The organism is Sphingobacterium anhuiense (assembly GCF_042686355.1).
Classification (GTDB): Bacteria; Bacteroidota; Bacteroidia; order Sphingobacteriales; family Sphingobacteriaceae; genus Sphingobacterium; species Sphingobacterium anhuiense.
The window spans coordinates 1,509,942-1,530,152 of sequence record NZ_JBHUPE010000004.1 but is presented as its reverse complement, the minus strand read 5'-3'; the positions used below and the strand labels follow the sequence as shown (position 1 = coordinate 1,530,152).

Here is a 20,211-nt window from a genome sequence, read left to right as displayed (position 1 = left end):
GTAATTTCATGGTTCTACACGCATAATGATATCGTCATTTATAGAATTACTATTTTTTTTTCAATACTAGAGTTTTAAATGGAAACTCATCTATATTGATTAAAATACCTGTTTTAATTAATTCTGAAAATAATTCGTTGAAGTAATTTTCAGAGTTAATTATTGTATGAATAGATTTTAATGATCTATCTCACATTTAGTCAAGCAAATGAGAATTTGTTGAAGTTTTAATAAATATGAGATAATCAAAGGCATCGATAATATTTGTGTCGCGAAATTCATGCTTTCGTTTTTCTGCTCCAACAGTTCTGAATGGTAAGGTTGATAATAACCAGTTCAGCTCAGTAGGTTTCTCTGCTTTTACTTTTTTGAGATCAAGGATGAAAATAGGTTCATTCACCTGATTAAAAAAATATTCATAAGTTCCAGGGAAAGCGGTTTCTGCAGCATAGGTAGATAGATCTTGTGGACCACCAGCCGTATATGAACCATCATAAAAAGTAAAACCTACGCTTATAGATTTATCGGATATACTGTCTGCGAGATAACTTCCCATTCCCCTCGGCGAATCAAGGAAACTTTTATCTAAATTGATGTGACTTTTAGAAATATGACCGTTATGTGCCCATGCTATAATTCTTGAATCAGGACGATGTGCTGATAGCCATAACATATTTTCAGCCATCTGACGATCCCTTTTCTCTTCACGATTTCCAACCCCAATTTTCTGATCGAGGTATTGTTCTATAATTCTCAAATTCTGTATGAGCCAGTCTTTGTCTGTTGCATTACTATTACTTTTTTGAATCATCGTTTTTAGCGATGTATTGAGTTCAGCGATACGGTGAATTTGTTCGTCAGTTAAAGAGACTTTACCTTTCTCATATACGTACTGGTATGCTATGTTCGAGAGGAAATATTCAAATTCATATAAATCCTTCTGGATGTCAACATTCGACTGGAGCGCTTGCTTTATTGTTTCCATTGCTTTATTGTAATTTTGCATATCAAAACCGGCAAACTCAATCTTTGGTTGACCTTGATTATAATCTTGCATCCAGTTCAGTAGGTTTCGAACCTCGGTTGTATGCCAAGGCCAAAGATGTAGTTTCTCAATCAGGTTGATTTGATCAAATTGTTTTTTTAGTATCGCTTTATTTACCTCAGCGGATTCTGGCATATTGGCCTCAAAAGCGAGTACGTTGAATTTTTCCTGTTGAGCAAGGTATTTTATGATGCGGTGCTTCAATTTAAAAATTTCACTGGAGCCATGTGTAGATTCGCCAAGAGATACAATATTGGCACCTTTCGTTAGTTTTTTTAGGATCGCTAGATCTGCATTATTGTCAAAATTTGGATCAAATGATTTTAAGGGATAGCAGTATTTTTTTAATACAGCTAGTTCATTTTTAGATAGGGCGGCAGTTCTCGGTACGGGAGTCGTGTATTTTTTACCATCGATGAAGAGTTCAAAATTGTCAAACCACGCAGTCGAGGCTCCACCATAGCAAGCCCCTCCAATAGAAATTATTGAGGCATTGGAATCAATTTTGGCTGAAATACTGACTTCTTGCCACGATGAAGTATGATTAATCCGTTTCCCAGTCATATCATCGTGCTGAATTGGTTTTCCAGTTTTATCGTAGGCAACTAGAAATAAACCTGCTTCGGCCTTTTCTTTAATTTCTGTTTTTATTTGTCCCTTTAGAATAATATTTTTCCCTTTTACGAGTTCAGACGGTAATATATTTACAAAAAAAGCATCTCTTTTTTCATTGGGATTTGTTTTGCTGATTTTGTAGCTATAGTTTCCGCCAACTTTTTCGACGCTGTCTAGGGTGTATACTGCCGCATTGTTTAGAGTGGTCCATCTTCTTATCTGATTGCCACTCATGGTTTCGAAATCTAAATTTAAGTATGTCTGTGCTGATACTATAGATGTACTGCAGGATAGTAGGAGTAATAACGCTAGTTTTTGTAATGGTTGCATCTTTATTTGGTCGTAGTCTATAATATGGTAAGCACAAGATAGCTATTTTATCAAAGTAATCTAAACTTTTAAAACCAATTTTTTTAGCAACGTCTGTAATTATTCCGTTCCAAATAGTTTTCCATTAAATGTATGGGTACAGCAAGAACAAAAAGGTTTCATATCTTTTGCTTTTAGATCAGGATTACACAATTTTAAAATATTGTTATTATCAACATATAAGCCTGAAAAATAAGATGACTCTCCAATCCTCACAAAGTCATGCTTTTCGTTTTCTTTTAATGCAACTATTACAAATATTGGTTCATCTTTATCTAACCTAGATTTTGCTTCACTAAAAACATCATTCCAATCAGATCCAACTTTGGATATTAAAAATCTGTAAAGTGGTGTGTAATCCAAACCTCGCTCTTTTTTAGCAGACATCTTTCCCTCAGCTTGTCCAAATATTTCTTTTTTGCTATTACGAGTGTCTTTATAATCTCCACCAAATTTATGATGAACATTAAATGTCTTAGTATTTACTTTTCTAAATAATTTGGATTTAATTTTATTCATGTTAAATTGTTAGTTATTAATGCACAAATTTAAAGTTGGTGACAGTTGCATTTTGTTATTGATATAAACCAGAACTGTCATATCTAAGTTGATAAGGATACCGTTCATAAATAGCATTATCTACATTGATCGTGTATCCATTTTTTCGATCTAGTTCCGCTTCCTCTAATAATTTTGAAGCAGCTTCCGTATTATCTAGATGCATTAATGAAACGGCTTTATAATACTTTGCGTCAGAAAACTGTTGATATTTATTTAAGGTACGATCAAATGTTTTAATTGCCATATCATATTTCCCTTGCTCGTACTGGGAGATACCATAATAAAATAAATCCAGGTGATGAACCCACTCTTCACCAAAAATAATATATATTAGCATTAAACTCTGATAATATTTTCTAATAGATTTAACAACTAAATTGTTCATGATATTATGTACTAAACCCAACATATTAATGTTAGCATTAAACTTGGTTTTTTATTGCTGTTTGTCGCAAGTAAACAATAAGAAATCGGTACCGCTGGATGGGATGACCTATTCACAATTAATGCAAAGTGCATCGACTAAATTGACCTCGCATGAATATGCGTCAGCATTGCGTGATTTTAGCCAAGCTTTCAAGCAGCATGACTCGATTGGTAAATATGATTATGCAAATGCTATGGTTGCTGCCTATAAATTAGATAGTATCCAATTGGCATTAAATTGGTTCAGTAAAGGAGTTGAATTAGGGCTGGGGTTAAGCAATGGCGAATATGAATATTTTAATAATGCTAGCGATTTTCCTGGACTTAAAGATCAACATCAATATCAAGCATCTTTAGTTCAGATTTCTGAAAAACTGAATAACCAAAAAAGTGATAAAGCCCTCAAAGATAAGCAATGGTTCCAAATGATTGAGAGAAATGGGGAAAATGTAAAACACAATAATGGTTCACTTAGCGTTGGTTTTTCGCTCTATTGGAATGATTCAGGAACTTTTAAAGTTCCTTATTTGGTATATTTGCCTAAAAAATCAATCAATATTAAAAATCTAAAGACCATTGTGTTTTTGCATGGAGGAGTTGTTTCTACACCTGAATTTTCATATCAAGAATCAGCAATTTCCAGCGAACCAATATTCAAAGTTGCCGATAGTTTAGGTTTTATTGTTATTTATCCCTTTGGTAAAAAAAGTTATGGTTGGGTTAATCAGAAGGAGGCCTTTTATCAAATCCTTGATATCGTAGAGGAAATAAAAGGAAAATATCCTTTAGTGGATCAGGAAATATATCTGGGTGGTATGTCTAACGGAGGAACAGCGACGTTTTGGTTTGCGAGTCAATCAAAGACACCATTTAAATCTTTCTTTACATTTTCAGGCAATTGCGAATTAAAAGTAGATACCATAGATTGGAAAAAAATAGATGCTTCAAGATCTCTATACTCTGTCAACGCAATTGATGATAATGTATTTCCAAAAGATAACATACAAAGATATTATTCTGAGAAAAGTGTAATTGCACAAGGGTGGCATTTAGAGATGGTAGAATCAGGCGGGCATGGCTTTATCTATGATCCGACTGCTCTAAATCTATTTCTTATACCTTTCTTTAAAAGATTTTTGAACATTAAGTAACATATAACTTTATCTAAAGTTTATTATTCATCACATTTCATACTTTAGTGAATGTCGTCGAGTATAAAAAAGTTATTGAGACAGCTTTAAAATTTAAAAAGATGGGTTTACCTTTAGAACAAATTGCTGAGGGTACCGGCCTTACCATGGACGAGATTGAAAAACTGAAATAAATCAAATAGGATATAAAAAAACGCATAAAGCCATTCTGTCAAGAATGGCTTTATACGTTTTATACCTTCTTTACGGCTTTCCGTATTTTTTAATCAAACCGATCACTACAACGATCCCATTTTAGCAACAGCTGCAATTGGAGCCAGTACTTTAAGTGCGATCTGGAGACAGCTAGATTGTTATGATACATGAATCCTTTAGGTTTTTCTGTAGTTATTACGATAAAAACAAGTAATTTTTTAATTCTACAAGTTTATAAATTGCAAAGTTTAATTCATCTTGTTCTGCACCGTATTCTTGTATTTCACCTTCATATTTGAATTCAGAAATATTAAACCCTTCTTCTATATCATTATAATATACTACTAAGTTTTTAAATTTTGCTACTACCCAAAAACCATTTCCTTCATCTCCATATTCAGCTTCAGACCATTTTTTTGGTACAGTTTTTATTTTATTCCAAAAATCTAAAAGATTCTGATCCATTTTATGTTCACCATTTGAGATCTCAATTTTTAGTTCTTCAAAAGTTATCGGTGTCCAGTTCATTGCTTTATTTTTTAAGACTTGGTATGATTAATTTACGACGATTGTATCTGGGAACAGCTTGTTTTCTGAATCTTTATTATTCCATGTAGATAAAATTAATATATTTTTATCCTGACTATAGTTTACATTTAATTCATGCGCATAGGCGTTAATATCGTAGTATTCTTTTTTTACGATCAAATATTGTAAAACGGGAAAGAAAGCGATTTTTTTAGCAATTTCAATACGTTTACCTTTGTAATCATTTAGTGCATTACCCAATGTAAATTCAGTATAAGTTAGGCTAGCTGCAATCTTTTTTGACATTTTAGCCTCATATTCACCTAGTATAAATGCAGTTCCAAGTGCACCAATGGACCCAGCTAACATGCCGAAAAAAAAGGTAAATAACATAAGAATGATGGTTGTCACTTTGATGAATTTATTTTTATGATCTTGTAATATCCAAAATAATAAACTAATTGTAAGATAAATAGTCATTATAATAACCCAGTTTATTTCAGTAGATAATGTAGATACACCAACTCTCATTCCCACAATAGCCAATAAATCCAAGACAATTAATGACCATAATACTCTTCTTAATAATACTGGTTTTCCCTTTGTCAATTGGTAAATAATATAACTTAAAAATGGACATATCCATAATGCAGTTATAACTATAAAAAATATATTCATTGTAATTTTGTGCTATTTTAGATTTAAAAATGTCAATATTGAATACCATATCCAATAAATTCAATCGTATTAAGTTACGTATAAAATGATATATTAACACTGTAAATCATTATGAGAATTAGGCCATTTTTAAACATCAAAAGGGCCTAATTCTCATTAGACCCTTTATCTTGGCGTTCAACTGCACAGTAATTTTTATGTTTCTTATCGTTTCCTCTTTTTTGTTTCATCATCCAAATTGTTTTCAAGCAATTGGATTTATTTACTGTACTACGTCATTTATCGTTATCCACTTTCATGCTGAAAGTATATTTGTTATCGCTTTGTATAATAAGAACACCTGTCGAATAGAATAGTTCAAAAAAGTTTAAAATAATTTCACCTATCTATTTCCCTCATTCACCGAGTTTTTAGTTGGTTTAGTCTAATTGCCATAGGGTTGGGACGATTAACACCCTACTTTTGAATCAACAAATAAGATAAAACTAACAATATAAGATAAAGACATTATGAAAACTTTAGCAAAAACATTCGCAGCAGCAGCCTTGATCGCAGTATCAACATTCACTATGGCAGCGGGCAAACCAGAGTTATCAAATCCTAAAAAAGCAGTAGTCAACTTATCCACAGCAGATCTGGCCATTGATCATTACGTTGCGGTTATGACAGAAGGTCAATCGGCAGGAGTAGAGCAATTGTTTACAGCAGACTTCAGCCAAAAAGTACAGGCATCAGAAGATAAAACCAATAGCCGTTCAGAAGTTATATCCTTCTTGAAAAAGCAAAAAGGAGAGCAGTTAAACTGTAAAACAAGTACCAACATCGTACAGGAGTCAGCGGACTACATGATAGCCAAAGTAACCATGCAGTTTGAAGGTTTTACCAAAACAGATCTCGTGACTTTAGTCAATGACGGCGGTAACTGGAAAGTATCCCAATCGATCAATTCTTACAAATAATCAAGCTTAATTCATATATTAACTAGAAGCCATGTCGTAAGATGTGGCTTTTTTTTGTGTCCGGAAAGCAAGACTAGGTTAACAAGTTGATGCTTTTGTTGCCAGCTAGCCGACAACAAACGACTACTATCGACAACAAACGTTTAATAACCGGCTAATAATTTTAGTTTTTCTGATGTTTGCTTAGCAACATTAATTATTTAAGCAAAGCATATTATTATGAAAAAGACAAAAAGTAACATGGGCAAGTATGTTGGTTTTAGTGGAGACTGGAGCTTTAAATTCTATTTTGGCAGGGAAGAAAATAAGCCGATTTTAATTGGATTTTTAAATGGACTCTTTGAGGGAGAGAAAATTATTCAAGATCTTCATTATCGGCCAGTGGAGCAGGGTGGCGATGTTGAAAATGATCGGAAGGTTATTTTCGATCTCTATTGTACCGGTATTGATGGTGAGCATTTTATTATAGAGATGCAACAGCTTTATCAAGATTTTTTTAAAGACCGGACCGTTTTTTATACCTCCAGGCTTATCAATAAACTTATACCCAAGGGCTATAAGGGAAATACATACGAACTTCCCGAAGTATATTTTATTGGCATCTTAGAATTTGAGTTAGGAGAAACAGAACCGGGAAAATATTTTTACGATGTTGCTCTTTGCGATAAGCAGAGTAATCTTGTTTTTTATGAAAAGCTTGGTTACAAGCTCTTAGTATTACCAAATTTTAATAAGAATGAGGCTGATATAAAGACAGATATGGATATGTGGCTATATCTATTGAAAAACATGAGTAAACTTGATAAAATACCGGATTTTTTGGATAAGCGGGTATTTGGTCTTATCTTTGACATAGGCGAAGTCGCAAAATTAACACCGGAGGATAAGATGGCATACGAAGCAAGTTTAAAAAATAAGCGTGATGCAGAGAATACCTATTCTACTGCTCAGCGTCTTGGACATGATCGAGGTTTAAAAGAAGGTATTGCCCAAGGCCAACACCAAAAAGCTATTGAGACGGCTTTGAAACTGAAAAAGATGGCGTTATCAGTAGAACAAATTGCTGAAGCTACAGGCCTTACCATCGACGAGATTGAAAAACTGAAATAAATCAAATAGATCATATAAAATAAAACATCTAAAGCCATTCTGCCAAGAATGGCTTTAGATGTTTTATACCTTCCTTACGGCTTCCCGTATTTTTTAATCAAAGCGATGCTTTATTTTCGGGCTTTTAAAACAGTATTCATCATACGCCATGATCGTTACCAGTACCAATACCATCGAGGGGAGAGAAGTCCTGCGTTATTTTGATCCTATTTCAGCAACAGCTGTTATTGGAGCCAATGCTTTGAGTGAAATAGGAGCGAGTTTTGTGGACTTCTTCGGTGGGCGCTCCCGCAATTATGAAAACAAATTACAGGAGCTATATAAGAGCGTAGTGGAGTCTTTAAAGCAAAATGCGTGTAGCTATAGGGCAGATGCCGTTATAGGCTTCAGCGTCAATATTGATGAGCTCTCGGGCAAAGGAACGCAGATGTTTATGATCACCGCTATCGGTACTCCTGTATTGCTCAATGAAATTAAACATATACAAGCTGAAGCGGTAGGTGGAGATATCGATGGATCAGTTATTAAGAACAAAGTCAAAGCAAGCTTGATCATAGAACGCTATACCGGTATCTATACGATGGACAATGCTACAGCCGAATTTATAGCTACATCCCGATTGACCGAATTTGTACCCCTGCTATTCAAAGCGATGAATGAAACAGGGGAGGATCAGGTATTTATAGACCGTCAAGCCACGCTCTTCCGTTATTTTGATTTCCTGGACAAAGATCAAGCTATAGCCATACTCTATGGACAGTTACTGTCGGATGATTTAACCGGTGCGCAGTTTAAGATCATTAGCAAAGCTATCAGCAGTTCCAATCTTATCGATTACGATCAGGTGGCGAAACTGTTAGCAGGATCTTTATTGGCAAAAAAGGCAGCATTGAAGGTACTTAGCTTGACAAAGACTGGTATGGGATTGTTAATGTAGCCATAGCAATAAACTGGACTCTAGTTAGTTATTTTTAATGATCAGAGTTTGGTATGTATAGTAGCATTATCCTGTAAAAGGATCGATGTATGATTGGTAATAAAGAAATGGAATTAATGATCAAATTCTTTATATAGAAGAATTGAATATTTTAATCACAAAACGATAGCTTTATAAATGAAAACATCATCTTGGCGTTGGTCCAATTTCTTTTTAGGGCGTAAAAAAAAGAATTAAAGTGAAATATTAATGCAGATGTCTATTTCGATCATACTACTAAAAAAGTATTTTTGGAAAGTATTAGATATGGTTTTTAAATAATTGTGGCTGGTAAATTTGATTATGATTTATAAATATTACATTTCAGTTTCAGGTGATAATTTAATTCCCGAAAAATTTATGGGTAAAATTACTGGCGATTTTATTATTGATTCACATTTCAAATCAACTGATAAACGGGATTGTGATTTAGATAGAACTTATGATTATGGTGGAATTTCATTTTGGCATCCTAATAAATTTTCAACAGGGGAAAATATTTTAGATTATGAAAATGATTTTGTAAAGTTTATCGAAGATAACTATAGATTGTTTATTGAGAACTCTGCTACTGATTTTGAAATTTATATGGAAATTTATTCAGATGGAGGTCAATGTAATTTTGAGATTTTTAGTAAAATACTGTTGAAAAAACTTGCTAAGTATTCAGTTTCTTTGCCAATTAGTTTTTATGTCCTTAAAATTAGGCAAATGAAAAAATGGGAAAAGGAAGTAGATATGAGTTGGAGGAAATAATAAAAAAGTTTTGACAATCTGCTTAATAAATATGAACTATTTTAAAAAGTTTGTTTATGATTTAAAGCCAGAATATTCTCTCCTAATAGAAGATGATGGTAAGGTCTGTTATGCATACCTATACATTAACAATAAAATCGTTGGTGATATCTGGTTATATAATACAATGAAAAGCCCGGTTAAAGCAGAATGGCACAGTCCAGATAATTTACCATTTTTAAATCCTATTGAATTTATCAAAGAGAATATCGAAACATTTGATGATGAAACCAATATAAAAATCAAGTGGGTCTTGGATAATAAAGTTGTTGCACTGATTTATGTTTCAAATAGATTGATCGCTAGGTTATCCGAAGGTGATTTCCCAGGTAGCTCAAGTTTAGTAATTAAAGATGGGCCTCTTGCAATCGTAATGTAGAATTTAATATTGGAGAGCAAGTTTATGAGAATATAAGTAATAATAAGATTTGGACTATGATTAATAAATTGATTTGATTACAAAATGGGTATCAATCAATTTTATAATTTCATTGGTAAAAATGACGGTCTCCTAATTTTATGATTCCTCCCCAGAAAAACAATAGCAGCATTATCTGGAGATGAAAACTTGATCGGACAACTAAAGACTCTAGAAACTTCGAAAAGTAAGCATGTAATGTCTGAAGGAGCAAATAAAGGCTCGAATAAGAGACTCTTACGATGATGAAAAATTTGATCTTAATCTCTTAAGAAATCCACATAATTTGATTTATAAATCTAATAATGAAAACAAAATGATAAGAACCATTCTAATAATTTTGATTTTTGCCTTTATTTTTTCGTGCAACTCTAACGGTTCAAAAGAAGTCAAGGTTAATAATTCGAATAGGGACATTGAGATACGAGTAGAATCTGTTAAGAAAATAGAAAATCGATTAGGAAGAAAAATTAGTATTCAAGAATATATTCTCAGTCAGGATAATGAAGACTTTTATGAGAGAGTCAGTACTTTACCTATTTTTGGTAGAACCAAAGATGGTAAAATGTTTACAGGTTTAGTAATGTGGTTTAAGCATTATTACGATGAAAACATATCTTCCAAGGGTACTTTTCATGATTTTTTAGAAGATGTTATGAATAATCAACAAGATATAGAGTTTATTGAGAAAGTCGTTACTGAAAGTTATATGTTTTCAAAGAGTCCAGTAGTATTTCAACATGTGGAAAATCCCATATCAAAGATTATTAGTCAATTTACATATAAAAAAGAACCCGGAGATCAGTTTTATATTAAGAAAAAATTTCTGGAATCCTTCGGTGTCAAATATTCGATAGCATACTTATTTTATAAAAATGGATATGTATTGATCGAAGATGGATACGAACCATCTTCTTTTTTTCTTCCAATCAACAAATTATATTAATGGCAGTATATTATTCTTTAGATATTTTTTTATTCTCCTTTGGCTTTATCAACGATCTTTAGCTCAGCAAAGAATTTCATTTTAGCTGCAGTATGTAATAACGATTCTTCAGATATTTCTAGTTCGTTGATAAGCTTCTCCACAGTGTTTAATTTTTCAAAGAATGGTAAAATGAAATCTGAAATATTATATTTCATTTCAACAATGAGCTCATCGACATCTGTCACACCATTTATATTATACCACACATCTGGCAAATTCTTAATCTCTCCAATTCTTTTTCTTATTAAACATTCGGGTTCGGTTGGAAATGTTGGAATTTCTTTATTTAGGTAATTAAAACAGGCTAGCCAATACTCAGGTGAAAAGATTCCAATGTTAATTGTGAAATTGATATCATCCTTGGTGCTGTAATAACTTTTTTGAATATTTATTATGTGACCTATTTTTTCAAGGGGTAGATAGAAATTATTAGCCTTCTTTTTAAAGCCCAGTCCTTTTAAAGTAGCATGAAAACCTTCTTTTATGAGCTTTTCAAATTTTTCTTGAGTATTTGTTTTCATATCATACTTTTAGCTAGCTTAAAACTAGTCGCGTTTTTTGACAGATTCATCTATAAGTTTCATCATCTGCTCAACAGTTTTTCCTACTTCTTCTTTCCCTACAACTAATGTTTTTTTTTCTAAACCCTTCGGAAGAGTAATTTTACCGTTAAATTCAGGAAGAAACAAATTAATTTTTTCCTGATCCATTTTATTGAAATTTAAGAAAGTCCATCTTTCTGGTTCACCTTCTTTTAACGCTAATAAGTTCGCTGAAGTGATAGCTATTTTGTCTTTTTCAGGCATAGACATTACCAATACTTGAGGAATAAAGCAATATGCTATCCCATCAATTTTTGATATCTCCATATCAACGTAATTGATGACAGAATCAAATTTAATTCCATAATTTGTAAGCGAAGAATAGACTTCCTTAGTCAGTTTTGTTGCTTGTTCTATTCCGCCCATACTTTCAATTAAGCGGAAAGAAGTTTGGCTCAGAATACCTTCAACATCACCAGAAATCGATGCTTTTGTAATGATCGATAAGGCATCCCTAAGTTGCGGATCTTTTTGTGCAGAGCTTGTATTATAGAAAATAGTTAAAAGTATAAAAATTAAAAATGTTCTTTTTGGTTTGAGGTTTCTATATTGGTTAAACAAATCGATATTGTGCATAATTGAGCGAGGGTTAATTCCAATGAATTTACAGGTTTTTAGTCAAAAATCAAATTTAGATAGATATCCTGATTTTCCAATATAATAGCAATACCATTAATTCTTACATACCACAACCGTTTATAGTTTTATCGTCAGTCACTAAATCCTCAAGAGATCTTATAAAGTTTGTCCCCCTGAACAGAATTATACTATTAGAATTAAAGCGTAACGGTTATAACATTTTGACATCTAAAAATACAGTTGACGACGAAAATCCAACATGGTATCCGTTAACTGTACCTGATGTTGATGATTATTTGTTACACCTAGATTGTAGTGGAAGCATTGTTCCTATGGAAGAGCAAGCGCTATTGGTAATTGACGATGCACTTGACAATATAGATGAAGTGCAGCTTCATGGAGAAGTATTTATAGAAATAGATCATTTAGGGGAATTGGAGGATAAAATTCAGTTTTACGGCAAGCAGTATAAGTTTATCTCCAATCCAGAATATTATGTTTTTTCATTCGATCCAAAGCGGATCTTAATACGTAATTATGCCTTACGTACAGGCAATCATCTTCTGTATTTAGCTTATATTGGCGTAAATTATCCCACTCATATCATCGATGAGATGCGAGATCTTGAAGATCTAACCCGCTCTCTGATCTGCCTAGATCTAGAACAGGCAAGAGAATGGTTTAACAAACATGATGTTACTATGGTACAATCCGATATCTCGATATATGATAAGGATGCTATTTTAACCATTTTTTTACTTGGAACGGATCAACAAATAACGATTCCTTTAGAAGAGAAAGATGAGCTGGTTTATAATTTGATGGACATAGAAGAACTACTGCAACTCCGTGATCTATTCTGGATAGATCCGCGAATAAATTAAAAGTTCTTTAGTTCAATATTTTTTTGCAAAATGTTGCGATAGAGCAATTGACAGACGATGAGGATTATGTTGATAACCAAAAGTTCAATAAAATATAATTTTCTTACTGTAGAGTCATTTATTGTGGCAACGGAGAGTCCATATTAAGAATAGTGAAAGTCTAATAAAAAAGAAGTAATATTGTTAGATCACCAGCTTGAATTAGGGTTTACTCTCTATAGGGGAAGAACATTAGTATATCATCTTTAGCCGTCATAATATGGACAATTCAAAATATAGCAAAGTACTTTGTCAACAAGAAAACAAAGAAACTGACTTGACGAATGAATATCGCCAAAAATTAAAAAATTTATTTCCGGAATTTTTGTGTTCAGACGTTGAAAAAGTGTTAGCTATAATGCCATTGGCAGAACCAATTTATGGTGATCCATATGAACAACGATACAAAGTTAACAATGGAATACATGTAAAATTGACAGACATTCAATTGACGACAGGTGAAGTCATTTGTTTAATTTCAAGAATTTATTTTGCGGAACCAAGTGTAGAACTTGAAAATGAATTGACCGAAACGCAGAAACAAATCCTAAATTGCATATACTCAAGACATCACAATGGATACATTAGAGAAAAGAGACTAAAACACTTATTTGGTTTTGACCACGAATGGGTTATATTTTTTAAATTGCAATTACTTGGAGAATATGTTATTGAAATACTTTTTGAACTAGATAAGCATATAACTGATAGCAATATTAATCAGTATAAACAGTTGATATTTAATAATATAAAATATTGGGAACAAACAAAAAGTAGAGTTACAAGTTATTGGAACGAGTATTACAGACATCCAAATTACAAAAAAATAGAGGACTATATCGGTTACAAAATAATGAAAAGGATAAACTAAACGCATGATCAATAAAAGAGTGTTTTTTTCTTCCAGTACGAATTCTTCAAGAGCTCACCTACAGGAATAATGTTATGATGTAATTATGATTTGGAGGAAATAACAAAAGAGTTTTGACAATATGCTTGACTGCAGGTATTACACTAAAAAAACTGAATGACGACAAAAAAGGCATACAAAATATTGGCATCTTTGCCAGTTTATGGACCAATGTATGTGTCTGTAACAGAAAGTGGTGAACCATTTTATTCCGAAGGTTTTCCTGTTCGTTTCTATAAAAATGACGGCACAGAATGGGTAGCGAACTTTCAACCAGGTTGGACAGACTTTGCAGAAATTATAGAATTTGAAAAAACTCAAAACTTGTTAGTAATTGCTCGTGGCACTTGTTACATAATGAATCCCAACGACACAAAACCTATCGACGTTTTCGGAGTTGGCTATTGTAATATTTTTAAAGCAAGTAAAAATAGATATGTATTTCAAGACCAGATCGACCTGACAATTTTTGAGCAAGATGGAAAACATTGGAATACAGAACGAATTTCGTGGGATGGATTAGCAGAAATTAAAGTTGAAAATAATTTAGTGTCGGGATTAGCGTTTTATCCTATGAATTCTGCTGAAGAATGGATCGAGTTTCAGTATGACCTTGATACAAAAACTTTGACGGGTGGAAGTTTCTATTCATTTTGAGAACAAAAAACCTTGGTGGAAAATATGGTAACAGAAAAAGTTTGCTTGCCCCTGTTGTAGCTACAAGACATTTAAAGAAAGACCCAATGGTCCATATGATATCTGTGAAGTTTGCTTTTGGGAAGACGATCCAATTCAACTTGAAGACCCAAATGGTTAAAATTATCAAACATATATTTTATATTATTCTTGTTATTTTAATAATAAGTTGCAAGAATAAATCTGTCACCACAGAAAAGAATAGAGATATATTAACATCAGTATTACATGGTGATACTCTTATTTATAATACTTTCTCAAAAAGTATTATAATTGAAGATTTGAGAACAAATAATGTAATAAAGAAGTTATCTGTTAATGATTTATTTTATTATTCACCTATTCTTAATAGTGGAAAATTATATTTTTCTGAATCAAATAAAAAATTTGTGTGCTATGATTTAACAGAACGGCGAACTATATGGGAAATAGAAACGATAAGCATTGTTAAATCTGTTTTAATTAGTGGAAATGAAGTAATACTAAATTTAAAGAATAATGGTTTTATTATCTTAGATAAAGTGACGGGAAAGGAGAAACTCAAAATTCCATATACTTATTCAGAAGTATGCGCACATCCAGATATATCCCCTTATTCAATGGATATTTTGAACGGAAATTTGTATGTAGCAAATTGGAATTGTAACTCCATAAGCATGATAAATCTTGATACTGGAAAACTTTTGAAAAAGGTTAATCTGGGCTCCGGATATACGTATTTAACTGTCATAGGTAATAAGTTATTTGTCGGCTTAAATGGTAATTATAATGGCGGAAAGATTTTTATATTGGATGGAAACACCCTTAATATCGAGTTTTCCGAACGGGTGAATTTTGAAGACAGAATGAAACCCTTAATCTGGAAGGAGAAGTTGATTTATTATACTTTTGATAATCAAATTTACCTGTTTGATCCTGTAAGTCATTCGAATGAAGTCTTATTAAAGTTGTCAGAAAAAGACAATTTATCAGGATCTAAGATGATTCTATCACTAAATAATCTATATTTCCATACTGTCAATTTCGAACTTTTAGAATACAATCTACAAGACAAAAAGTTGAAAAGATTAGGTATTTTTGGTACGAGAAAGATTGATAATATCTTTTTAAAGGAGGGTAAAGTAATAAAAATATTTTAAAGATATAACTATTGAGCATCTGTGCCAAAGTAATGAGCACACAGGCTCTTCGTGATTCTCATGAATACGTGTTATAAAAAGATTATAAATGTAACACGTGTTAATTACGTGTTATATAAAGATTAAAAATGTAACACGTAAATTAAATCAAATAGATCATATAAAATAAACGCATACAGCCATTCTGTCAAGAATGGCTGTATACGTTTTAAACCATCCTTACGGCTTCCCGTATTTTTTAATCAAACTGATGCTTTATTTTCGGGCTTTTAAAACAGTATTCATCATACACCATGATCGTTACCAGTACCAATACCATCGAGGGGAGAGAAGTCCTGCGTTATTTTGATCCCATATCAGCAACAGCTGTTATTGGAGCCAATGCTTTGAGTGAAATAGGAGCGAGCTTCGTGGACTTTTTCGGTGGGCGCTCCCGCAATTATGAAAACAAACTACAGGAGCTATATAAGAGCGTAGTGGAGTCTTTAAAGCAAAATGCGTGTAGCTATAGGGCAGATGCCGTTATAGGCTTCAGCGTCAATATTGATGAGATCTCGGGCAAAGGAACCCAAATGTTTATGATCACCGCTATCGGTACACCTGTATTGCTCAATGAAATTAAACATATACAAGCAGAAGCGGTAGGTGGAGATATCGATGGATCTGTTATTAAGAACAAAGTCAAAGCAAGCTTGATCATAGAACGCTATACTGGTATCTATACCATGGATAATGCTACAGCCGAGTTTATAGCCACATCCCGATTGACCGAATTTGTACCCCTGCTATTCAAAGCGATGAATGAAACAGGGGAGGATCAAGAATTCAAAGACCGTCAAGCCACGCTCTTCCGTTATTTTGATTTCCTGGACAAAGATCAAGCTATAGCCATACTCTATGGACAGTTGCTGTCCGATGATTTAACCGGTGCGCAGTTTAAGATCATTAGCAAAGCTATCAGCAGTTCCAATCTTATCGATTACGATCAGGTGGCGAAACTGTTAGCAGGAACTTTATTAGCAAAAAAGGCAGCATTGAAGGTACTTACCTTAGACAAAGACTGGTATTCCGCTCAAGATATTGCCTATCTACAGACATTGAAAGGAGAAGGCTTGGTACAGCTATTTCAAGAAGTAGTTACAGTTAAAGAATCAAAGGGCATGTTTTCATCTGGCAAAGAAGTATGGGAATGTTTATGTGGCTATAGCAACAAGCTGGATGCTACAGCATGTAGCTCTTGTACCAAAGATAAGCGAGGCTTCGGTTCTGAGGAATTAAAACCCGAGGCTGTGCAGAAACTGATTAATCGGAGGTTGCAGGTTATTGAAGGTATTTAATGGTGAATAGCACTATTTTATTTTTTAATGTTTAATTTTCAAGTTATATTGTGGTTGATTTTGAGAATAAAATATTAATCTAATAGCCACACATCTTCTGCATGCAGTACATTAATTACTGATTTGCCAAAAGAAGTAATGTAAGATTTATTTATTAGTCTGAATTAAATAACCAATTGATTAACCTTTATGGAACAACTACTATTACTTAATAATTCAAGTACCGTATCTTTTGATGATAGTAATCCTAAAGATATTAAAGTCTATATCGATGGAAAAGAACATGATTTCGGGGAGAGTACAGAAAATCGACTTGAATATGCTATTGCTACGAAAAGAAAAAAATATTCACAGACATTAAATAATCAATTTGAAAATCTATTGTTATTAACAGGTGCAGGTTCATCAATAGGATGGGGTGTAGGTGATAAAATAGGCAAATCGATGGTCAATTTATGGGATGATGTAGACCAATTACTTAAACCTGAGGTTTTTGGAAAATTAATTTCTAAAATAGGATATAATGAGCGTTGGGGAGATGGTACTATTATAAAAAACTTGGAGAAGGTTTTATCTATGGCAACTCCAGCCATTCCTTATATATCAAAAGACGATATTGATATTGAAGCTTGCGTAAATAGGATAAAAGCATATATTAAAGATGCTTGCCAGTTGAGTTTGCCAGAGAATTCTCCTCATACTGTTTTACTGAATAAAATAACAAAACGTAAAGTCACTCTTCCCAGATTTAAACTATTCACTTTAAACTATGACATGATGTTTGAACAGGCAGCATGTGAAAGTAATTTCGTTATTATTGATGGTTTTTCATTCTCTCAACCAAGGATATTTAGTGGACGTAATTTTGACTATGATATTGTTTCTAGAAATCAAAGCCGTGTGAAAGAGGAGGACAATTTTATCCAAAAGGTCTTTCATTTATATAAATTGCATGGCTCTGTTAATTGGGAGAAACAAGAAAAGAGAATTGTACAGAAAGATCAAACAGAAAGTCCTTTAATGATATATCCCCATCAGTCAAAGTATGAAAGTTCATATGAACAGCCTTACTTTGAAATGATGTCAAGATTTCAAACATATTTAAGAAAAGAAAATGTTTTTCTAATAACTGTTGGTTTTAGTTACGGAGATAAGCATATTGTAACGGCTATTATTGAAGCTCTTGAACAAAATCCAAGCTTTCAATTGATGATAATAAATCTCGGAATTGATGAAACAAATGAAAATCTCAAACCATTTATAGAAGCTGCTTCTAAATATTCAAATATTTCTATAGTTTCTGAAACTTTTGAGGACTTCTCCAAGCATTATCCGGATTTGAAAGCTTACAATCAAGATGATAATAGAAAAATAGTAATAAACATACCTAATATTTAGACATGAGTATCAGTCCATTTAATCATAGTCACTTTTTAGGGTATGTTAACTTTGTTTCTCCCGCTTTTATAAAAGTGCACTTTCCTTCATCCGTATTGATGAAAACATTTGTTCATCATGCAGAAACGATGAGAGGAGGTTTGGTTGGTAATTATATTGTTATTGAAGGAGAAGAAAAGGGATTTCTCGGTAAAATGTTAGAAATTTCACTACCCGAGAAAGAACGTTTAGAATTGAGTGAAAGAACTTTCTCAACTAAAGCCTTTCATCCTGTTGGAAGGATAGAGGTACTTTTATCTTTTGACTTATTTGAACCAAGTAAAATAGAGAAAGGTATTAATAGTTTACCTCTTATTGGATCTAAAGTTTTTATATGTTCAGGAGAGTTTCTCGCTACACATTTTAAAACGTTTGGAATAAAACCAGAGAATATAATAGATTCACCGACTTTCCGAATGGGAAATTTGATCTATGATAAAAATGTTCCTGTAGATATTTCTTTACAAGCTTTATTTAGTAGACATTGTGCAGTTGTTGGTACTACTGGAGGTGGGAAAAGCTATACAATAAGTAAATTTATTGAAGGGGTTATAGAAACAGGAGCCAAAGCTATAATTTTAGATCCAACGGGAGAGTATTCTACATTCGATACACATAAGAATGTAGCTCATTCAGTATTGATTTCCGAAAGTTATTTCCCCTATCAAAATTTATCTCTTAATGATCTTTTCGTACTATTTCGGCCCTCAGGTCAAGTACAACAACCAATTTTATTAGAAGCTATTAAATCATTAAAGGTAGCAAAATGCTTATTGATAAATATTCCAAATAATGGACATACTAAAGATGGAGTAAATGATGTTTTTAATTTTAAAGGACAACATACTGTTGTTAGTAATGGATTGGTTGTTAAACAAGGGAATTTTACAGCAGCTTATAATAATGCTTATTATATATATAAAAATATTGTAGAAGATTTTGCTTTTAATAATTTCGATATTTCTTTATTACATCGACAAATTGGAAATGAATGTTTTCAAATCTTTAATGATCGATGGTCAGGAACTAGAGATGAGAGAAATTATGGAAATGCTACCAGTTTAATTATGAGGATCAATAATGTAATTTCAGACGCTGATTATTCTGGAATGTTCGGATTTAATAACCCTACAACCTCAAATCTTATAAATCAAATTGAAAATTTCTTAAAAGATCCAAGTATCAACATTCTAAGAATTGGATTTGAAAATGTTCCATATAATTTTCAAGTAAGAGAAATATTAGCCAATTCATTGGGCAGATATTTATTAAATAAAGCACGAACGAATGTATTTAGAGATGATCCTCTAATATTATTTGTTGATGAAGCTCATCAATTTTTAAATAAAAAAATCAAGGATGAGTACTTTGAAAGTACAGAATTGAATGCTTTTGATAATATAGCAAAGGAAAGCCGCAAGTATGGTTTGTTTTTATGTCTTTCTACACAAATGCCCCGAGATATTCCAGTTGGTACTCTAAGCCAAATGGGAACATTTATTACACATAGACTAATCAACTACCAAGATAAGGAAGCAATTGCTAGTTCATGTTCTACTGCAAATAAAGAAACGTTAGCATTTTTACCGTCGTTGGGTTCAGGAGAGGCGATTATAATGGGAGTAGACTTTCCAATGCCAATATCAGTTATGGTAGACCTCCCTGAAATTACACCGAGATTTAACACACCTAAGTTTAAAATTAAACAGAGGCAAGTATAGTATTAGTGATTTCTGCAGAGTAATGAAATTTTATCAAAAAGTTTGAGATATTA

21 protein-coding genes are annotated in these 20,211 nt (G+C 32.6%); 14 read left to right on the top strand and 7 right to left on the bottom strand.

Annotation, left to right across the window (positions count from 1 at the left end):
* Nucleotides 1-196: 196 nt before the first annotated feature.
* From ACFS6I_RS12175 to ACFS6I_RS12165, 3 genes are all read right to left on the bottom strand, one after another.
* A complete protein-coding gene (locus tag ACFS6I_RS12175; protein ID WP_380920879.1) occupies nt 197-1,990 on the bottom strand; it encodes an erythromycin esterase family protein in 1,794 nt (597 codons plus the stop codon).
* 99 nt (nt 1,991-2,089) lie between these two features.
* Complete coding sequence (locus ACFS6I_RS12170) at nt 2,090-2,548, bottom strand: hypothetical protein (protein WP_380920877.1); 459 nt, start codon at nt 2,546-2,548, stop codon at nt 2,090-2,092.
* Nucleotides 2,549-2,603: 55 nt separating this feature from the next.
* Nucleotides 2,604-2,927 (bottom strand): tetratricopeptide repeat protein, encoded by a 324-nt coding sequence (locus ACFS6I_RS12165; RefSeq protein ID WP_380920875.1) that lies wholly within the window; start codon nt 2,925-2,927, stop codon nt 2,604-2,606.
* Nucleotides 2,928-3,003: 76 nt separating this feature from the next.
* Here ACFS6I_RS12165 and ACFS6I_RS12160 point away from each other — a divergent pair, with 76 nt between their 5' ends.
* Complete coding sequence (locus ACFS6I_RS12160) at nt 3,004-4,167, top strand: hypothetical protein (protein ID WP_380920873.1); 1,164 nt, start codon at nt 3,004-3,006, stop codon at nt 4,165-4,167.
* Nucleotides 4,168-4,557: 390 nt separating this feature from the next.
* Here the strand turns inward: ACFS6I_RS12160 and ACFS6I_RS12155 are convergent, their stop codons facing one another.
* Complete coding sequence (locus tag ACFS6I_RS12155) at nt 4,558-4,890, bottom strand: hypothetical protein (RefSeq protein ID WP_380920871.1); 333 nt, start codon at nt 4,888-4,890, stop codon at nt 4,558-4,560.
* Between the two features lie 27 nt (nt 4,891-4,917).
* On the bottom strand, nt 4,918-5,568 hold the full coding sequence (locus tag ACFS6I_RS12150; protein WP_380920869.1) for a hypothetical protein: 651 nt from the start codon (nt 5,566-5,568) through the stop codon (nt 4,918-4,920).
* Between the two features lie 509 nt (nt 5,569-6,077).
* Here ACFS6I_RS12150 and ACFS6I_RS12145 point away from each other — a divergent pair.
* The 6 genes from ACFS6I_RS12145 (at nt 6,078) to ACFS6I_RS12120 (ending at nt 10,772) form a co-directional block, all read left to right on the top strand.
* Complete coding sequence (locus tag ACFS6I_RS12145) at nt 6,078-6,527, top strand: nuclear transport factor 2 family protein (protein ID WP_380920867.1); 450 nt, start codon at nt 6,078-6,080, stop codon at nt 6,525-6,527.
* Nucleotides 6,528-6,746: 219 nt separating this feature from the next.
* On the top strand, nt 6,747-7,637 hold the full coding sequence (locus tag ACFS6I_RS12140; protein WP_380920865.1) for an Rpn family recombination-promoting nuclease/putative transposase: 891 nt from the start codon (nt 6,747-6,749) through the stop codon (nt 7,635-7,637).
* A gap of 148 nt (nt 7,638-7,785) precedes the next feature.
* Nucleotides 7,786-8,574: a heavy metal-binding domain-containing protein gene (locus tag ACFS6I_RS12135; protein WP_380920863.1), complete on the top strand. Its 789-nt coding sequence runs from the start codon at nt 7,786-7,788 to the stop codon at nt 8,572-8,574.
* Nucleotides 8,575-8,916: 342 nt separating this feature from the next.
* A complete protein-coding gene (locus ACFS6I_RS12130) occupies nt 8,917-9,369 on the top strand; it encodes a hypothetical protein (protein WP_380920861.1) in 453 nt (150 codons plus the stop codon).
* Between the two features lie 31 nt (nt 9,370-9,400).
* Complete coding sequence (locus ACFS6I_RS12125; protein WP_380920859.1) at nt 9,401-9,787, top strand: hypothetical protein; 387 nt, start codon at nt 9,401-9,403, stop codon at nt 9,785-9,787.
* Nucleotides 9,788-10,142: 355 nt separating this feature from the next.
* Nucleotides 10,143-10,772: a hypothetical protein gene (locus ACFS6I_RS12120; protein ID WP_380920857.1), complete on the top strand. Its 630-nt coding sequence runs from the start codon at nt 10,143-10,145 to the stop codon at nt 10,770-10,772.
* 29 nt (nt 10,773-10,801) lie between these two features.
* On the opposite strand, the gene ACFS6I_RS12115 is transcribed toward ACFS6I_RS12120, so the two are convergent.
* Both ACFS6I_RS12115 and ACFS6I_RS12110 read right to left on the bottom strand, forming a co-directional pair.
* Nucleotides 10,802-11,335, bottom strand: a complete 534-nt coding sequence (locus tag ACFS6I_RS12115; protein ID WP_380920855.1) for a DUF4304 domain-containing protein — start codon at nt 11,333-11,335, stop codon at nt 10,802-10,804.
* A 24-nt stretch (nt 11,336-11,359) separates the two neighbouring features.
* Nucleotides 11,360-11,992 carry a hypothetical protein gene (locus ACFS6I_RS12110; protein WP_380920853.1) on the bottom strand — a complete coding sequence of 211 codons (633 nt, stop codon included), beginning with the start codon at nt 11,990-11,992 and terminating at the stop codon, nt 11,360-11,362.
* A gap of 224 nt (nt 11,993-12,216) precedes the next feature.
* Between ACFS6I_RS12110 and ACFS6I_RS12105 the strand changes: the two genes are divergently transcribed.
* From ACFS6I_RS12105 to ACFS6I_RS12070, 7 genes are all read left to right on the top strand, one after another.
* Nucleotides 12,217-12,879 (top strand): hypothetical protein, encoded by a 663-nt coding sequence (locus tag ACFS6I_RS12105; RefSeq protein ID WP_380920851.1) that lies wholly within the window; start codon nt 12,217-12,219, stop codon nt 12,877-12,879.
* Nucleotides 12,880-13,138: 259 nt separating this feature from the next.
* Complete coding sequence (locus ACFS6I_RS12100; RefSeq protein WP_380920849.1) at nt 13,139-13,789, top strand: hypothetical protein; 651 nt, start codon at nt 13,139-13,141, stop codon at nt 13,787-13,789.
* 156 nt (nt 13,790-13,945) lie between these two features.
* Nucleotides 13,946-14,485, top strand: coding sequence for a hypothetical protein (locus tag ACFS6I_RS12095; RefSeq protein ID WP_380920848.1), 540 nt, complete (start codon nt 13,946-13,948; stop codon nt 14,483-14,485).
* Nucleotides 14,482-15,663, top strand: coding sequence for an outer membrane protein assembly factor BamB family protein (locus ACFS6I_RS12085; protein ID WP_449329222.1), 1,182 nt, complete (start codon nt 14,482-14,484; stop codon nt 15,661-15,663). The genes ACFS6I_RS12095 and ACFS6I_RS12085 overlap by 4 nt, the downstream gene beginning before the upstream one ends.
* A gap of 293 nt (nt 15,664-15,956) precedes the next feature.
* Nucleotides 15,957-17,000, top strand: a complete 1,044-nt coding sequence (locus ACFS6I_RS12080; RefSeq protein ID WP_380920846.1) for a heavy metal-binding domain-containing protein — start codon at nt 15,957-15,959, stop codon at nt 16,998-17,000.
* Between the two features lie 189 nt (nt 17,001-17,189).
* The gene (locus ACFS6I_RS12075; RefSeq protein WP_380920844.1) at nt 17,190-18,398 is read left to right on the top strand and encodes an SIR2 family protein; all 1,209 of its coding nucleotides are present in this window, start codon (nt 17,190-17,192) and stop codon (nt 18,396-18,398) included.
* A gap of 2 nt (nt 18,399-18,400) precedes the next feature.
* Entirely contained in the window at nt 18,401-20,158 is a 1,758-nt protein-coding gene (locus ACFS6I_RS12070; protein WP_380920842.1) for an ATP-binding protein, read from the top strand.
* The last annotated feature ends 53 nt before the right edge of the window (nt 20,159-20,211 follow it).

Bases quoted from the DNA above. Each gene is read 5' to 3' on its own strand.
- ACFS6I_RS12175 (WP_380920879.1), bottom strand. From the start codon at position 1,990: ATGCAACCATTACAAAAACTAGCGTTATTACTCCTACTATCCTGCAGT.
- ACFS6I_RS12170 (WP_380920877.1), bottom strand. From the start codon at position 2,548: ATGAATAAAATTAAATCCAAATTATTTAGAAAAGTAAATACTAAGACA.
- ACFS6I_RS12165 (WP_380920875.1), bottom strand. From the start codon at position 2,927: ATGCTAATATATATTATTTTTGGTGAAGAGTGGGTTCATCACCTGGAT.
- ACFS6I_RS12160 (WP_380920873.1), top strand. From the start codon at position 3,004: ATGTTAGCATTAAACTTGGTTTTTTATTGCTGTTTGTCGCAAGTAAAC.
- ACFS6I_RS12155 (WP_380920871.1), bottom strand. From the start codon at position 4,890: ATGAACTGGACACCGATAACTTTTGAAGAACTAAAAATTGAGATCTCA.
- ACFS6I_RS12150 (WP_380920869.1), bottom strand. From the start codon at position 5,568: ATGAATATATTTTTTATAGTTATAACTGCATTATGGATATGTCCATTT.
- ACFS6I_RS12145 (WP_380920867.1), top strand. From the start codon at position 6,078: ATGAAAACTTTAGCAAAAACATTCGCAGCAGCAGCCTTGATCGCAGTA.
- ACFS6I_RS12140 (WP_380920865.1), top strand. From the start codon at position 6,747: ATGAAAAAGACAAAAAGTAACATGGGCAAGTATGTTGGTTTTAGTGGA.
- ACFS6I_RS12135 (WP_380920863.1), top strand. From the start codon at position 7,786: ATGATCGTTACCAGTACCAATACCATCGAGGGGAGAGAAGTCCTGCGT.
- ACFS6I_RS12130 (WP_380920861.1), top strand. From the start codon at position 8,917: ATGATTTATAAATATTACATTTCAGTTTCAGGTGATAATTTAATTCCC.
- ACFS6I_RS12125 (WP_380920859.1), top strand. From the start codon at position 9,401: ATGAACTATTTTAAAAAGTTTGTTTATGATTTAAAGCCAGAATATTCT.
- ACFS6I_RS12120 (WP_380920857.1), top strand. From the start codon at position 10,143: ATGATAAGAACCATTCTAATAATTTTGATTTTTGCCTTTATTTTTTCG.
- ACFS6I_RS12115 (WP_380920855.1), bottom strand. From the start codon at position 11,335: ATGAAAACAAATACTCAAGAAAAATTTGAAAAGCTCATAAAAGAAGGT.
- ACFS6I_RS12110 (WP_380920853.1), bottom strand. From the start codon at position 11,992: ATGCACAATATCGATTTGTTTAACCAATATAGAAACCTCAAACCAAAA.
- ACFS6I_RS12100 (WP_380920849.1), top strand. From the start codon at position 13,139: ATGGACAATTCAAAATATAGCAAAGTACTTTGTCAACAAGAAAACAAA.
- ACFS6I_RS12095 (WP_380920848.1), top strand. From the start codon at position 13,946: ATGACGACAAAAAAGGCATACAAAATATTGGCATCTTTGCCAGTTTAT.
- ACFS6I_RS12080 (WP_380920846.1), top strand. From the start codon at position 15,957: ATGATCGTTACCAGTACCAATACCATCGAGGGGAGAGAAGTCCTGCGT.
- ACFS6I_RS12075 (WP_380920844.1), top strand. From the start codon at position 17,190: ATGGAACAACTACTATTACTTAATAATTCAAGTACCGTATCTTTTGAT.
- ACFS6I_RS12070 (WP_380920842.1), top strand. From the start codon at position 18,401: ATGAGTATCAGTCCATTTAATCATAGTCACTTTTTAGGGTATGTTAAC.